This is a genomic window from Frankia sp. AiPs1, assembly GCF_023716945.1.
Classification (GTDB): Bacteria; Actinomycetota; Actinomycetes; order Frankiales; family Frankiaceae; genus Frankia.
On sequence record NZ_JAMQQF010000005.1, the window covers coordinates 22,837 to 37,288 of the forward strand.

Annotated in this window: 18 protein-coding genes; 10 read left to right on the plus strand and 8 right to left on the minus strand. The window is 72.4% G+C overall.

Translation table 11 applies throughout. From position 1 onward, the window contains the following. Nucleotides 1–2: 2 nt before the first annotated feature. A complete protein-coding gene (locus ND748_RS01710; RefSeq protein ID WP_251743574.1) occupies nucleotides 3–734 on the plus strand; it encodes a TetR/AcrR family transcriptional regulator in 732 nt (243 codons plus the stop codon). A gap of 121 nt (nucleotides 735–855) precedes the next feature. Here the strand turns inward: ND748_RS01710 and ND748_RS01715 are convergent, their stop codons facing one another. Next, nucleotides 856–1,464, minus strand: a complete 609-nt coding sequence (locus tag ND748_RS01715; protein WP_251743575.1) for a TetR/AcrR family transcriptional regulator — start codon at nucleotides 1,462–1,464, stop codon at nucleotides 856–858. Between the two features lie 85 nt (nucleotides 1,465–1,549). Here ND748_RS01715 and ND748_RS01720 point away from each other — a divergent pair, with 85 nt between their 5' ends. Continuing rightward, the gene (locus tag ND748_RS01720) at nucleotides 1,550–1,975 is read left to right on the plus strand and encodes a nuclear transport factor 2 family protein (protein WP_251743577.1); all 426 of its coding nucleotides are present in this window, start codon (nucleotides 1,550–1,552) and stop codon (nucleotides 1,973–1,975) included. Then, nucleotides 1,972–2,847 (plus strand): NAD(P)H-binding protein, encoded by an 876-nt coding sequence (locus tag ND748_RS01725; RefSeq protein ID WP_251743579.1) that lies wholly within the window; start codon nucleotides 1,972–1,974, stop codon nucleotides 2,845–2,847. Before ND748_RS01720 ends, ND748_RS01725 begins: the two co-directional genes overlap by 4 nt. A gap of 107 nt (nucleotides 2,848–2,954) precedes the next feature. Here ND748_RS01725 and ND748_RS01730 read toward each other — a convergent pair whose 3' ends face one another. Beyond that, the gene (locus ND748_RS01730) at nucleotides 2,955–4,049 is read right to left on the minus strand and encodes an NAD-dependent epimerase/dehydratase family protein (RefSeq protein WP_251743581.1); all 1,095 of its coding nucleotides are present in this window, start codon (nucleotides 4,047–4,049) and stop codon (nucleotides 2,955–2,957) included. Nucleotides 4,050–4,415: 366 nt separating this feature from the next. Here ND748_RS01730 and ND748_RS01735 point away from each other — a divergent pair, with 366 nt between their 5' ends. Next, a complete protein-coding gene (locus ND748_RS01735; protein ID WP_251743583.1) occupies nucleotides 4,416–4,688 on the plus strand; it encodes a streptomycin-6-phosphate phosphatase in 273 nt (90 codons plus the stop codon). 45 nt (nucleotides 4,689–4,733) lie between these two features. On the opposite strand, the gene ND748_RS01740 is transcribed toward ND748_RS01735, so the two are convergent. Both ND748_RS01740 and ND748_RS01745 read right to left on the minus strand, forming a co-directional pair. Then, nucleotides 4,734–5,621, minus strand: coding sequence for a nuclease (locus tag ND748_RS01740; RefSeq protein ID WP_251743584.1), 888 nt, complete (start codon nucleotides 5,619–5,621; stop codon nucleotides 4,734–4,736). A 72-nt stretch (nucleotides 5,622–5,693) separates the two neighbouring features. Continuing rightward, complete coding sequence (locus tag ND748_RS01745; RefSeq protein ID WP_251743587.1) at nucleotides 5,694–6,407, minus strand: MOSC domain-containing protein; 714 nt, start codon at nucleotides 6,405–6,407, stop codon at nucleotides 5,694–5,696. 233 nt (nucleotides 6,408–6,640) lie between these two features. On the opposite strand from ND748_RS01745, the gene ND748_RS01750 reads away from it, so the two are divergent. Continuing rightward, nucleotides 6,641–7,078 carry a TIGR03618 family F420-dependent PPOX class oxidoreductase gene (locus ND748_RS01750; RefSeq protein WP_251743632.1) on the plus strand — a complete coding sequence of 146 codons (438 nt, stop codon included), beginning with the start codon at nucleotides 6,641–6,643 and terminating at the stop codon, nucleotides 7,076–7,078. A gap of 55 nt (nucleotides 7,079–7,133) precedes the next feature. On the opposite strand, the gene ND748_RS01755 is transcribed toward ND748_RS01750, so the two are convergent. Then, nucleotides 7,134–7,832, minus strand: a complete 699-nt coding sequence (locus ND748_RS01755; protein ID WP_251743588.1) for a hypothetical protein — start codon at nucleotides 7,830–7,832, stop codon at nucleotides 7,134–7,136. A gap of 265 nt (nucleotides 7,833–8,097) precedes the next feature. On the opposite strand from ND748_RS01755, the gene ND748_RS01760 reads away from it, so the two are divergent. Both ND748_RS01760 and ND748_RS01765 read left to right on the plus strand, forming a co-directional pair. Then, nucleotides 8,098–8,922, plus strand: coding sequence for an SAM-dependent methyltransferase (locus ND748_RS01760; RefSeq protein ID WP_251743591.1), 825 nt, complete (start codon nucleotides 8,098–8,100; stop codon nucleotides 8,920–8,922). Nucleotides 8,923–8,983: 61 nt separating this feature from the next. Further along, nucleotides 8,984–9,637 (plus strand): class I SAM-dependent methyltransferase, encoded by a 654-nt coding sequence (locus tag ND748_RS01765; RefSeq protein WP_251743592.1) that lies wholly within the window; start codon nucleotides 8,984–8,986, stop codon nucleotides 9,635–9,637. A gap of 122 nt (nucleotides 9,638–9,759) precedes the next feature. On the opposite strand, the gene ND748_RS01770 is transcribed toward ND748_RS01765, so the two are convergent. Both ND748_RS01770 and ND748_RS01775 read right to left on the minus strand, forming a co-directional pair. After that, nucleotides 9,760–10,995, minus strand: a complete 1,236-nt coding sequence (locus tag ND748_RS01770; protein ID WP_251743594.1) for an epoxide hydrolase family protein — start codon at nucleotides 10,993–10,995, stop codon at nucleotides 9,760–9,762. Between the two features lie 106 nt (nucleotides 10,996–11,101). Next, a complete protein-coding gene (locus ND748_RS01775; RefSeq protein ID WP_251743633.1) occupies nucleotides 11,102–11,908 on the minus strand; it encodes a methylenetetrahydrofolate reductase in 807 nt (268 codons plus the stop codon). 110 nt (nucleotides 11,909–12,018) lie between these two features. On the opposite strand from ND748_RS01775, the gene ND748_RS01780 reads away from it, so the two are divergent. From ND748_RS01780 to ND748_RS01790, 3 genes are all read left to right on the plus strand, one after another. Next, nucleotides 12,019–12,237 carry a hypothetical protein gene (locus ND748_RS01780; RefSeq protein WP_251743596.1) on the plus strand — a complete coding sequence of 73 codons (219 nt, stop codon included), beginning with the start codon at nucleotides 12,019–12,021 and terminating at the stop codon, nucleotides 12,235–12,237. 94 nt (nucleotides 12,238–12,331) lie between these two features. Beyond that, complete coding sequence (locus tag ND748_RS01785; RefSeq protein WP_251743598.1) at nucleotides 12,332–12,694, plus strand: PadR family transcriptional regulator; 363 nt, start codon at nucleotides 12,332–12,334, stop codon at nucleotides 12,692–12,694. A 1-nt stretch (nucleotide 12,695) separates the two neighbouring features. Then, nucleotides 12,696–13,295, plus strand: a complete 600-nt coding sequence (locus ND748_RS01790; protein ID WP_251743599.1) for a hypothetical protein — start codon at nucleotides 12,696–12,698, stop codon at nucleotides 13,293–13,295. 56 nt (nucleotides 13,296–13,351) lie between these two features. On the opposite strand, the gene ND748_RS01795 is transcribed toward ND748_RS01790, so the two are convergent. Continuing rightward, a complete protein-coding gene (locus tag ND748_RS01795) occupies nucleotides 13,352–14,437 on the minus strand; it encodes a hypothetical protein (protein WP_251743601.1) in 1,086 nt (361 codons plus the stop codon). Between the last annotated feature and the right edge of the window lie 15 nt (nucleotides 14,438–14,452).

Sequence of the window (14,452 nt, forward strand, 5' to 3'; positions counted from 1 at the left end):
TCGTGCTCATCTCGCTCCCCAGCTATGTGGGGGACTTCCCCCAGATAGGAAGCTACCACGAAGTGGGGAAGATCGTCCGGTTGGGTTACGCTGGACGCGTGACTCCTGAGGGCGGCAGCCCGAACAGGCCGTTGCGCGCCGACGCCGAACGCAACCGGTCCGCGATTCTGGCCGCCGCGGCGCGGCTGCTGGCCAAGAACGGCCTGTCGGTGTCACTGGACGACGTGGCCGCCGAGGCCGGAGTCGGCAGCGCGACGCTCTACCGGCGCTTCGGCAGCAGAGACGAGCTCGCCGCGGACGTCCTCGGCCGGCAGCTGGCCGAGTACGCCGCCCGGACCGAGACAGAACGGGCCCGGTCCCACCAGGACCCGTGGGGGGCCCTGACGTCGTACACCCACTTCGTGGTGGAACGCCAGATCGCCGATCGTGCCTTCGCCGAGGTCCTCTCCTCACCCCGGCTGGGCACCCCCGCGTTGCGCGAGGACCTCGACCGGACCTACCGGGACCTGCAGGCCATCGTGCAGAACGCGCTCGACGCCAAGGTGGTGCGCCCGGACCTGCACTGCAGCGACCTGCTCATGCTTTTCCGCGCGGTCAACGGCCTGCTCGCCGCCGACGCCGCGACGGCCACCGAGGCGTGGCCACGGCTCGTGGCCACCTTCCTGGTGGCGTGGCGCAGCGACGGTCCCGCGCTGCCGCCGGTGTCCCCGGCGTGGGAGCGAACCGAGGTCTGACCCGGGATCCCGCCTCGGCGACCCCGTTGACGGCGGCGGCAGGCACCCGGAAGAGACGGACGAGGGCCGCCGGATCGCGTTGGCCTGGAGGGCGGCGACGTCGGCGCGCGCCGATCCTCGATCACGCCTCGGCGGTCCACCCCGGCCGTGGACCGCAGGCCAGGACTCTGGTGATGAAGGTCGCCAGCTGTGCCCGCATTCCCTCCCGTGCAAGGCGCTCCTCGCCGGCCAGGTGCTCGACGAGGTCGGCTCGGGTGGCGGCGAGCAGGGCGTGGGCGGTGAAGCCGCTGTCGGTCAGGCCGGGGATCTGCTCCAGTACGGCGTGCAGCGTGCTGTGCCACCGCTGGTAGTGCTCCGCCTGGTACGGGCTGCTGCTGCCGCTTTCCTCCAGGGCCAGCGCGAGGCGCCGGTTGTCGAGTTTGAAGCACAGCAGGGCGTCGAGCAGGGCGGGCACACGATCCTGCGGTGGGGTCGTGGGCCCCAGGGGCGGTGGGCCGGCCTCGACGGCCTGTCTGATCGGTTCGAGCCGTGCCTCGTACAGCGCGCGGAGCAGCCCGGCGCGATCGCCGAAGGCCCGGAAGAGCGTGCCCTTGCCGACGCCGGCCGCCGAAGCGACGTCGGCCATGGTGACGTCAGCGGGACTTGCACGGCGGGCGAAGAGGGCGTCGGCGGCGGCGAGCACGGCCTGCCGGTTACGGGAGGCGTCTTTGCGGGACCTGTGCTCGGGCATGCCGCTCCTCCAGTTGCAAACCGGACCCATGGTCCGTATCGTCGAAACGGACTCAGAGTCCGGATTCTAGAGCTGGAGGACACCCATGTCCGCACCGACCTGTGCGGCGGATCTCTACCGCCACAGCCTGCGACTGCTGCTCGACAAGAACATGCCCGCGTGGGTCGCCCTGTGGGCCGAGGACGGCCTCATGGAGTTCCCCTTCGCTCCCAGCGGCTGGCCCCAGCGGCTGGAGGGAAAGCAGGCCGTCGCCGCCTACATGCGCCACTACCCCGACCACATCGATCTGCACGACTTCCCCGACCTGCGGATCCACCAGACCACCGATCCGCAGACCATCGTGGTCGAGATGCGCGGCGTCGGCCGCCTGGTGGAGACCGACGCTCCCTTCGACATGACCTACATCGCCGTCGTGACCGCACACGAGGGTCACATCACCTCCTACCGCGACTACTGGAACCCCCTGGCCGTCCTCGAGCCCGGCACCGACTTCACCGCCAGCAGCCGATGACCACCAACACCACCAACACCACGACCACCACCACTCTGGTCATCGGCGCCACCGGTACCACCGGCAGCCGCACCGCCGCGCAGCTGACGGCCGCGGGCCACCGCGTCAAAGCCGCCAGCCGTCAGGCCACCGGGGTCGCCGGGGTCGCCGGGGTCGAGCCGGTCCCCTTCGACTGGTACGACCCCGCCTCGCACCCAGCCGCTCTCGACGGCGTCGACCGCGTCTACCTCATCCCGCCCGTGGGCGACTCCGACCCTGCGCCGATCATGCTGCCGTTCCTGCGTCAGGCCCGCACCGCCGGCGTGCACCGCGCGGTGCTGCTGAGCTCCTCAGCCATCCCCGAGGGCGGCCCGGCGGTGGGAACCGTGCACCGGGCCCTGCCCGATCTGTTCGCACAGTGGGCGGTACTGCGGCCCTCGTGGTTCATGCAGAACTTCACCGGCACGCACGCGCACGCTCGCAGCATCCGCGACGAGGGCATCATCTGGACCGCCACCGACATCGGCCGGGTCGGCTTCGTCGACGCCGAGGACATCGCGGCCGTGGCCGTCCGCGCCCTGACCGACGAGCAGGCCCCCAACACCGATCTCGTCCTCACCGGACCCGAGACGCTCGGCCACGACGACATCGCCGCGATCATCACCGAGGTCACCGGCCGGTGCGTCGTCCACCGCCGGCTGTCCTACCAGCAGCTGCGCGATCGCCTCACGGCGCAGGTCCCGGTGGAGTTCGCCGCCATGCTGGCCGGCATGGACCGTGCCATCGCCGCAGGGGCGGAGGACCGCATCACCGACACCGTCCACCGTCTCACCGGTCGGCCCCCGGGCACCTTCCGGGCCCTGCTGGACAGGCAGATGCGAGGCGGCAGCTGATGTTCAGCCACCGATGCCTCGACTCGCCGTCACGCTCAAGGCGGTCCGGCCCGGAGTCATGGGCGGTGACTGCGGGCCGGACCGCTTTCGACTGCACGAGCCCGCCGCTATCCGTGCTCGCCGTGAGCCGCCTGGCCGACCTGCTGTGACCGCGGCCCCCGACCGGGTACCGCGGGCGTGCCCAGGAGTCTGTGTTCCTCCTGCTCGGTGAGACCCTCGTGGCCGTCCGGGGGGCCGCCGCGGGCGGTGTCCCAGGCGAGGGTGTCGGCCAGGGTCCGGGCGAGGGGGCGGGTCGTCAGTCCGGCGGCCGTCGCCCGCGAGACGTCGATCCGGTTGACCGCCTCGCACCCGGGGGCGGCGATCCACAGGGGAACGCCCATCCACGGGTCGACCCCGGCGGCGATCAGCCGCTCGCTGGACACCCAGACCACCGTCGCCGGTGGGGCCAGGATGGCCGGTGGGGCGGCCGGGGCGGCCGCTGGGGCCGGGGTGGAGACGAGGGCCTGGCAGGCGTCGAAGAACGCGCCGAACGGCAGGGGGCGGCCGGTCACGTTGAACACCCCGCCCAGCCCCGAGGTCACCGACCGCAGGATCCAGTCGGCCAGGTCGCGCACGTCGATGAACTGGGCGAGGTCACTCGGGTCGCCGGGCAGCAGGATGCGCCCGCCGCGGGCGAACCGGCGCGGCCAGTAGGCGAAGCGGTCCGTCGGATCATGCGGTCCGACGATCATGCCGGGGCGGACGAGCAGCGCCCGCGCCCCGAAGGCGTCCTGGACCAGGCGTTCGCAGGCCGCCTTCCGTGCCCCGTAGGTCTTCTCGGGCGCCGTGTTGTCATCGAGGACGAGCAGGTCGCCGTCCTCGTTCTGGGCGGTGCTCTGGTCGGCCAGGACGGACACCGAGGAGAGGTAGACGTACCGGCCCACCTGGTTCTGCAGGGCGTCGACGGAGCGGCGCACGACCTGCGGGTCGTAGCCCGCGACATCGACGACGACGTCGAAACGGCGGCCGGTGAGAGCGAACAGATCGCCGGTGCGGTCGCCGAGGACGGTCTCGGCGGCGCCGAACAGCCCGGGGTTGGTCTGACCGCGGTGGAACAGGGTCACCCGGTGGTCGTCGGCCAGTGCGGCCTCGACGAAGGCGCGGCCCACGAAACGGGTGCCGCCGAGGACGAGAATGCTCAGGCGTCGGGAGGTGCCAGCCATGATGTGCGACTCCGGAGATGGTGATGGTGCTCCGGGCCGCCGCGGCAGGAAACCCGCGTGGTCGGCGACCCGGATGAGGGCGTCGGGACGTTCGCTCGCAGGACACCCATGGCACTCACCTGTCTCGTTCGACTCCGGCGACGCGGACCGTAGCCCGGCCCGACCACCACCGCGAGGGGTTTACCGGCCTCGACCCGACAGGGCTGCCCGCCCCGATCGTCCGCCCCTGCCCGTGGGTAAACCCGAGGGATGACGGGGGCCCGTCGCACCGCGGCGGGCCATTGCGCACAATCATCCTCAGACGCGGCGAGGGACCCGGGAGCGCGGCATCGAACTTACGTTCGACAGGGTGGGGGTGGGTGTGCTGTGCTGGCAGGTGTGGAGCAGGACGCACGGTGGCGGATCGGGGTCGCCTGGGACGGTGAGCATCGCTATGTCGCCGACGTGTTCGGCTGGCGGCTGACCGACAACCCGGACGAGGCGCGGACCTGGCCGACCCGGCTGGAGGCCGTCCGCGAGGCGAACGCGTTCGCCCGGGCCCGGGCCTGGCGCATCGAGTACGGCGGCGCCGCCGTCGCCCCGGTGCCGCCGACCGACGGGCCGGACCCGGCGATGCGGCACCTGTCCTGGCGGCCGTAGCCGTCGCAGGGACACCGGCGACGGCTCGCGGGCGGCCGTGCCGTGTCAGCCCTCGAGGAAGACGATGTGCTCCGGGGCGACGGTGAGGGTGACCTTCTCCTGCCCGGAGGCGGGATCGGTCCGCACCCGGACCAGGGTGTCCAGGGCGGTGGCATGGCCCGCGGGGACGGTGAACAACGCATCGTCGCCGGCGGCGAGGAAATCCCCGAAACCGGCCAGGTCCACCCCGCCGGTCTCGTCGAGGGCCAGATATTCCGCCAGCCGGCGGAACAGCTTCGGCAGGATGACCAGATCGTCGGTGAGCTGGGCGCGGGAGGTGACGGTGAATCCGGCCGTGGTGGCGTCGAGTTTCCAGATGCCGCTGGCCGCGCGCCGCGCCGCGGCGGTGGTCGCGGCGAGATCGGCGCGCAGATCCACGTAGAGCTTCGAATAGAACGTCGGGTACACCCAGCCGGCGGCCAGCAGCCGGTGGTTGACCGACCGGTGCAGCCCGTCGACGTCGAGGAACACCGCCGCGCCGTCGGTCTGACCCGCCGGCGGCGCGCCGGCGAACGCCATCGCCACGGCCCGGCCGTACTTGTCGGCGAAACGGGTCAGGATGTACCCGTCGGTCTGGGTGGGGGAGGCGGCGGTGACGGTGCCGTCGGCATCGCGGGTGACCTCGGCGAAACCCAGTTCGTGCAACAGCGCGTCACCGGCGCCCCGGCCGAACTCGGCCCGCTGATGCCACTGCCGGCCGTGCGGCGGGGTGTAGTGCGTTTCCAACGCGTCGATGGCGTCCAGGCGAAGCTGCACCCCACCTGCCCGGTTGGCCTTCACCGTGATGCCCGCCCGGCGCCACGCCTGCGGGCTGTGCGGGTAGAAGCGGACCGAGTCGCCGTCCGGGGAGGCGCCCACCACCCGGTAGGTCCCGGTGATCAGAGTCAGAGGCATGGATCACACGTTCCCCTGCGACGCCGCGGTGATGCGGATCGTGACGGTGAACCTCCCATGAACGTTGCGACCTCAGCGCGCCGCGTCGCGCCGGCGTGGCGCGGTGCGCTCGCGGGCCCAGGCGTACCAGGACGCCGGCAGGTCGGGGGCGCCCAGCACCGCCGCGGCCAGCCCGGCGTCGTGCCGGTGGTAGGCGCGGGCGAGCGCGTTGACCCCGACCGCCGCCGGCGCACCCGGCGTGACGTCGATGGCGTCGCCGGCGCCGAGCTCCCCCTCGACCAGCACCCGCAGGTAGATCCCCGGCCGCCCGGCGGCGGCGAACCGCCGCGGCAGGCTGCGATCGGCGAACCGGATCCCCAGCTTGAAGCACGGGATGCGCGGCTGGGCGACCTGCAGCCGCGCCGACCCGATCGACCACCGCTCGCCGACGACGACGCCGGCCGCGTCCAGCCCGGCGATGGTCAGGTTCTCCCCGAACGCCCCCACCGGCACGTCTCGGCCCAACTCCTGCGCCCACCAGGCGAGATCCTCCGCGGTGTAGGCGTAGACGGCCTTGTCCGGACCGCCGTGGTTGACCAGGTCGGCCTGGCGGTCGCCGTCGAGGTTGTCGCGGCGCACCGCGACCCGCCCGGCCACCGGCGCCTTCCAGATCGCCGTCATCACCTCGCCGCCGCCGTCACCGCCGGTGCTGCCGGTGCTGCGGGGGACGGCGCGGGGTAGACCCACGTTGACCGACACCACCCGTGGGCCTGGCACCCCACCGATCGGGCCGTGCACACCACTCATCCCAGCCTCCCGACCTCGCCCCCTGGGCACCCTTCCACCCGGATGTTTCTACGTCGTCGCAGGCACCGGCACATCTGGCCCGCCGTCGCCACCGGCACCGCGCACCCCGCGACCGGCAAGCGACACCGGTCACCCCGGGCAGAGCTATACGGTGGAAATCGTTACCACAAAGACGGACAGTGACGAGGCCGCACGGTCGGATCCAGGCCATCGCGACGAAGGGCGAACAAGCCGTGACCAGCTTCGAGGACGCCGCCGCCCTCAGCCGCACCGAAAGCGGACTCGCCGTCATCTCCACGCTGCGCGACGACGGCGGCATCCAGGCATCCGTCGTCAACATCGCGTTCATGCGCCATCCGCTGACCGACCTCGAGGTCGTCGCGTTCGTGACCTACGGCGCGGTCAAGCTCGCCCACCTGCGGGCCCGCCCGCAGGCCAGCGCCACCGTGCGCTCGGGCTGGCGGTGGGCGACCGTCGAGGGCACCGCCGAGATCATCGGCCCCGACGATCCGCGCGACGGGGTCGACACGGTGCGGCTGCGACTGCTGCTGCGTGAGGTGTTCCTCGCCGCCGGCGGCACCCACGACGACTGGCACACCTACGACCGGGTGATGGCCGAACAGCGTCGCACCGCGGTGTTCCTCACCCCCACCCGCATCTACGGTCCCTGACCCGCCCGCAGCAGGGAGCCGGGCGCGGTCAGGTCGGGTCAGGGGCGGGTCCCGGTCAGGGCCGGCCGATCTGCCAGATGATCGCGTGGGGGGTGGTGGTGGCCGTGCGGGCGCTTCCCACGACGAGCCCGGTCGCGTTGAGGTCGGTGGCGGTGCTGTCGACCACGTCCGGGCCGCTGAGGTCGAGGATCGTGCCGCGGGACCAGCGGAAGGCGTGGGTGCGTCCGTCGGGCAGGGTGGCGCGGCCGGCGACCTCGCCGCGGTGGTTCAACGCCGTCGGTGTCGTGTCGGCGCCGCCGAGGCCGCCGAGGTCCTGACGGCGCCCGCCGCGCCAGAGGAAGGCGTGGGTGGCGGTGCCGTCGCTGCTGCTGACGAGGACCTCGCCGGCGTCGTTGATCTCGACGGCCCTGCTGGTGGTGTCGGTGCGGATGGTGCCGAGGTCGGTGAGCCGGCCGTGGTCCCAGAGGACGGCGTGCTCGGCGCCGCCGGCGGTGTCGCTGGTGCCGACGATCTGACCGTTGTTGTTGATGTCGACGGCGTGGCTGGTGCGGCCGCCGAGGGTGTCGAGGTCGGTGAGGCGGCCCCGCTGCCAGAGGAAGGCGTGGGTGTCACCGTCGGCCAGCGTGCTCTCGCCCACGACCTGATCACGGTCGTTGATGGCGGTGGCGGAGCTCCGCGTGCCGCCGAGTGTTCCGACGTTCACGGCGGAGTTGCCGAACCAGACGGCTCCGCCACCGCGCACACCGGCGTTCACGGTGCTCCATCGGACCGGCGCACGAACCCACTCGGCGCTGCGGCCCCCAAGGCTAGGCACGCACGACCCGGCGGTAGAGCAGGACGGCATTCCCCGCGTGTTGTCCGGCCCGCACGACCCGCGGCGGACAGCCGCCGATCCGTGGACCTCCGCCCGACACGGAACCGAAGCCGATGCGGGGCGATGCGTGACCATTCGTCCGACCCGTCCCGTTCCCTGCCGATAGGGTGACCATCTGGTCGCAGGAACGTGAGGGGGCAGGGCGATGGCGGACCGAGGTGCGGACACGGGCTCGGCAGGCAGGACGCTGCGGACGGATCTGCCGCACCCGGCGCGCATGTACGACTACTACCTCGGCGGCAAGGAGAACTTCCCGGCCGACCGGGAGGCCGCCGAGCTGGCGATCGCCGCGTTTCCCAACGCGCGGGTGACCGCCCGGGAGAACCGTGCGTTCATGACGCGGGCGACGCGTTACCTGGCCACGGCGGCAGGGATCAGCCAGTTCCTGGACGTCGGGACGGGGATCCCGACGTCACCGAACCTGCACGAGGTGGCCCAGAGCATCGTCTCCGAGGCCCGCGTCGTCTACGCCGACAACGACCCGATCGTGCTCACGCACGCCCGCGCCCTGCTCACCGGCACGCCACAGGGCCGGACCGCCTACATCGACGCCGACATCCGCGACCCGGGCGCGATCCTCGACTCACCCGAGCTGCGCGCAACCCTGGACCTGTCCCGGCCGGTCGCCCTGTCCCTCGTCGCGATCCTCCACTTCGTCGCCGACGAGGAGGATCCGCACGCGATCGTGCGTCGCCTCGTCGAGGCGTTGCCGTCGGGCAGCTATCTCGTCCTCACCCACGGGACCGGGGACGTCGACCCGGAAGCCGAGGAGTTCGCGGCTGCCTACCGCAAGCGTGGTCTGCCGTTCCAGCTCCGCACCCGCACCCAGGTGGAGCGCCTGTTCGACGGACTGGAGCTGGTCGAACCGGGCCTGCTCCTCGCCCACCACTGGCGGCCCGACGACGACCGGCCCACCTGCCTGCGCGACGCCCAGGTCGGCATCTACGGCGGCGTCGCCCGGAAATCGTGATCGTGAACGGTGCCCGCCCACGCTGGCTGATCGTGTGGCGCACGGCCTAGGGTGATCGGCCATGACCGAGTCTGCCCCGAACTATCTGGCGACCGTCGCGGCGGCCTATGACGACGTGGCCGAGGTGTACGCGGAGCGTTTCGCCGACGTGCTCGAGCGCCAACCGTTGGAGCGTGCGCTGCTCTGCGCGTTCGCCGACCTCGTGCGCCCCCTGCCCGGCCCGGTCGCGGACCTTGGCTGCGGGCCCGGCTACGCGACGGCCCACCTGCACCGCTCGGGGCTGGCGGTGTTCGGGGTGGACCTGTCGCCGGAGATGATCGCCGTCGCTCGACGCGCACATCCCCAGCTGCGCTTCGAGGTGGGCACGATGACCGCGCTGGACCTGCCCGACCGCGTCCTTGGCGGCGCGGTGTGCCGCTACTCGCTCATCCACACCCCACCCGCCGACATCCCCGCCATCCTCGCCGAGGTCCACCGCGTCCTGGCACCCGGCGGCCATCTGCTGCTCGGCTTCCTGGCCACCGACGAGCCCGCGGCCGGAGTACACCCCTACGACCACCGGGTCACCGGCGCCTACCGCTGGCCACCCGACCATCTCACCGAGCTGGCAGGGCAGGCGGGGCTGGTCGAGGTCGCCCAGCTGGTGCGCCCGCCGGCAGAGGGAGAACGAGGCCGACAGGCACAGCTGCTGGCCCGCCGCCCGCAGCAGACCTGAGCCTGCACCGGACTGTTCCTTCCACCCAGGGGACTGGAACAGCAGGCGGCGAGCCGGCCGGCGGCCCCGGTCCCCCAGGCCCCGTCCCCCAGGCCCGTCGCCAGACGAGCCCGCGGGGACGTTCAGGGCCTGCGGCCGTGGAAGGTGCGGCGCAGGTCGCCCACCCAGGCGTCGGGGTTCTCCCAGGGGATGAAGTGGCCGCCGTGATCGTGGGCGTTGACGTTGACGTGGTGGAACCAGTCGGCCTGCGGGCCGGTCGTGAACGCCTGGACGCGCTCGGCGGCGGTGTGGATGCCGGGCGGGTTCTCGTAGGTGACGAGGGTGAGGCCGACCGGGGCCTGCACGACCGGGGTGCGGTCGTGGGCGGGGGCCCAGGGGTAGCGGTTGGCGTTGGCGTAGTACCGCATCGACGTGGCGATGGAGTTGTTCACCCAGTAGATCGTGGCGTGGGTGAGCAGGTCGTCCCTGGCGAAGACGGACTCGACGTCGCCGCCGTTGTCACTCCAGGCGTTCCAGCGTTCCAGCAGCCAGGCGAGCAGCCCGGCGGGTGAGTCGGCGAGCCCGTGGGCCAGGGTGGCGCCGTCGAGGGTGTGCACGGCGAGGTGGGACGCCGAGCGGCGGTCCAGCTCGATGATCCGGGCGCGGACGTCGGCGGGCTGGTCGTCGGTGAGGGGCCGGTTGCGGGCGAGGTCCCAGGCGCGGGGGCCGGTGAAGAAGTCCAGCGGCAACCCGGAGCCGATGTGGATGCCGTACAGCTCGCCCGGGTACTTGTGGCCGAGCTGGCTGGTGACGATCGCGCCGATGTCGCAGCCCCCGGCGGCGTATTTCTCATAGCCCAGGGTCTCGGTCATCAGGGTGTGCCAGAGGTCGGCGACCTTCCAGAAGTTGACGTCGGGAAAGCCGGTGAGCGGGCCGGGGAAACCGAAGCCGGGCAGGGACGGCACGATCACGTCGAACGCGTCGGCGGGGTCGGCGCCGAACGCGGCCGGGTCGGCGAGCGGGTCGATCACCTTCGACCAGTGCCAGAACGTCCACGGCCAGCCGTGGGTGAGGATCAACGGGATCGGGCGGGGGCCGCGGCCGGGTGTGCGCAGGAAGTGCACCGGGACCCCGGCGACGCTCACCTGGTAGTGCTCGTGGGCGTTGATGGCGGCCTCGGCCCTGCGCCAGTCGTAGTCGTCGCGCCAGTAGGCGACCAGCTCACGCAGGTAGCTGTCCGGGACGCCGTAGGACCAGTCCTCGTTGCCCTCGTCCAGCGGCGGACGGGTCCGACTCAGACGGGCGTGCAGGTCGTCGAGGACGTCGTCGGACACATGGATCCGGGTGGGCTCCAAGGGGAAGGCGTGCAGGGCGGCCATGGCGTGATTCTCCTACCGGGTAGCCAGGCGCGGGGGGTTACGGCCGCGCCATCCGGCAGGGGGTACCAGGACCTTGAGAACGACCTGCGAGAAACGGCCCGGGGGGTCAGAGAAGGTCCTCAAGTCGGGTGGCGACCTGGCGGTAGCGGCTGACCGGAACGAGGTGCACACCGGCGAAGGCGCCGCTGTCGCGCAGCCGGAGCACCTGGTCGCAGGCCGCTTCGACCCCGGCCGCCTGGTCCCGTTCGACCGCGTCGACGAGGTCGTCGGGGATGTCGATGTCGGGGATGGTCGTGGCGAGGCGGCGGGCCATCCCGGCGCTCGCGAGGACCATCACGCCGGCGTAGACCGGCAGGTCGACCGGATGGGCGTCGCGCCAGCGCAGCAGGGCGTCCACCGAGTAGCTGACCTGTACGAACAGGAAGTCGGCCGCTCGTTTCCAGGCGGGCAGTGGACGTAGGCCGGCCGCGGCGCCGACCCGGAACGCCGGCCTGTCCGCGAAGACCGGATCCTCGCCGGCCGCGCGGGCCTCGTCCATCATCGCGCGCACGGTCAGGTCGCTGGTCCGGTTCCCGGCGGTGGGTTTGTCGCCGTGGACGAACAGGAACTCCTCGACGCCGTAGGCCGCGGCGGTGAGCAGGTCGCGGCGAAAGCCCAGCAGGTTACGGTCGCGGGAGTTCACGCAGGCGATGCTGCGGCCCCCCATCGCCTGCACCTCGTGGGCGACGGCAATGCTCGACACCGTCGCGCGTCCGATGTGGTTGTCGGGGATCAGGAACGCGTCGGTGACCGGGCTCAGGACGCCGATCTGGTGGCGGGCGTGGGTCAGGTCCGGTCGGGTCGGCGGCTCGATCTCGCAGATCAGCTCGAAGCCGCGCGCCGGACGTCCGTGACCCGCCGTGGATTCCTGCATCCGGACAGGATAGGACGCCACGATCCACCGACCACAGCCACACCGCACGGTGCGCTGCGCCGCCGTGGCGCACCGGAGGAACGGTCTGGGCAGCAGACCCCGGCCGCGAAATGTCCGGCTGCGCCGGCGGGCTCGCCGCGGCCGCCGCCGTCGCCGCCGGTCAGCCCGTCGCCCAGGTCGCCGAGGAGCCGCGCCACCCTCTGCCGCCACCTGCCCACGAGTCCCGGGCCGCCTACCACGGCTGGAACATCGACCAGGGGCGCCTGGCAGGCCGGGCGCCCCTGCGGGTCCGGGATGGCGCCCATGCTGCGCCGCATCACCGGCCCTGAGGCCGCCCGCAGCGACTGACCAGCAGCGACCGGCACCCACTACGTGACATCACCACTACTTGACATCGCCAGGTACCTGGCTTAGCTTTCCTCCATGGCGCCGACGCATGATCCCCAGCTGCTCAAGGGCGTCCTGTCGTTGCTGCTGCTACGACTGCTCGCCGAACGCGAGTCCTACGGCTACGACATCGTCCAGCGGCTGCGCGCACTCGGACTGTCGGACATCAGCGAGGGCAGCGTGTACCCGGCCCTGGCACGCCTGGAACGCGAGGGCCGGGTACAGACACGCCTGGTGGCCTCCCGATCCGGACCGGCCCGCAAGTACTACCGGCCGACCGCGGCCGGTACCCGGGCCCTGGCGGAGGGCACCACAAGCTGGCTGTCGCTGGTCGCGGTGGTCCATCCCGTGCTGGTCCGACGCCCCCCCGACCCGCCCACCTCACCGGAGGACACCTGAGATGGCCACGCCGCATGCAACCCTCGACCGGCTACGCATCGAACGCGTCGTGTGGACGATGGACACCCGGTTGCAGGACCTGCCGCGCCGATCCCGCATCGCCCGGCGGCGGGAACTGCGCGACAACCTGCGGGCCGCGGCCGAGGACGTCGGGGTCGGCCGCGCCGTGGATCAGCTCGGCGATCTGCGCATCCTCGCGGCCGGCTACCTCGCCGCCGAGTACGGCGAGCTGTCCCGGCGGCCGTCCTGGACGGCCGCGGCCGTCACCATCTTCCTCGTCGAGGCCGTGATGACGCTGCTCGACTACGCCACCAGGGCCGCCTTCGACGCCGGGATCACCACGACCACCCCGCATGCCACCGGCACCTTCCACTGGACCGGCGTGCCCTACCTGATCAGCGACGGGACCTTCACCTATCTCGACGGCACGCACACCTCCGACGGCGGGGCCTGGACCCCGCTGGTCTACGTGCTCATGTTCGCCGGGGCCTTCACCGCCGGACGGATGTGGCGGCTGATCTCCGCCTGGCGGCGCCAGCGCCACCAGACCCCCCTGGCCGTCGCCGAAGCCGAAAAGGAAAAAAGCGGCGGTCGGGCCTGACATCGCGGCGCTGCGGAACACCCGCGGCGCGCAGACCACGAGGATCGCCGTGCGGCTCAGGGCCGCACCGGTGCGAGGCCGGCGGCCAGGTCGTGGATGCCCTGGTGGTCGCGGCCCTGAATCCAGACCTGGGTGCCGGCGCGCTCGAACCGAAGGTGGCCCTGCTCGGGGTCGGCGGCCGGCGACCACCAACGCGCCGGGGTGCCATCCGCCAACACGATCGTCTCCCACTGCGCCGGGTCCGCCATCCTCGCCCCCCGGGACTGGACGAACCACAGGCGACGGTCCAGGGGGCGTCCCCCGGACGGGTACGCCATCACCGCGATCCCGTCCTCGTCGGCATCGACGCTGCCGAAGTAGGCCTCGTCGCGGGGACTGAGCAGGGTGAAGTCCACCTCACCGGCCAGTGCCGCCAGCCGCCGCGGCCGGCGGCCGGGCGAGGCCGGCTCGGAGTCCTCGACGGGACCGACGGTGTCCAGCTCGAAGCGGCCCGCCTCCAGCGGCCCGTCGACCTGCGGGTGACCCAGGGTGGCCCGCTCGACCTCCCGCTCGCCGGACCACGCAGTCAGCTCCACCAGCAGCCCGGTGGCGTCGTCGACGACAAGGTCGTAGGCGTCGCCCGCGGGAAGGCCGTGGATCTGACGCAGTGCCCCCGGCTCGCGCAGCACCCCGCGCAGCCAGGTCGCCCGCCGCCCCTGACGGTCCTGCACGCCGCGCACGGACATCGACAGGGCGGCCAGCACCTGCCAGGGCCGCACCAGCACAAGCTCGGAAATCCACAGGGCGACAGCCCGATTGCCAGGCTCGCCGGGGTATGAACCCTGCACCTGACCGTCGCGACGCCGCCGCCACTGGTCGCCCCGCACCACGGTCACCGCGTCGCCGTCATGCCAGTCGATGCGCAGCAGGTCCGGGGCGGCCAGCAGGGAACCGCTGCGCTGCTCGACCGCGCCGGCCGCCGCACTCGGCCAGGGGGCGCCGGGCGGGAAAATCACCGGGGGTAGTCCGAGGGCCGCCTGGGTCGCCTTCTGCGCCGCGCTGCGCGCCTCGCCGTCGACCCGCCAGTGCAACTCGGCCCGCAGGGAGGTCCACCGGCCCGTGGACGTGACCATCGCTTCGAGCGCGTCTCCCAGCACCGTCATGACCAATACCGCACC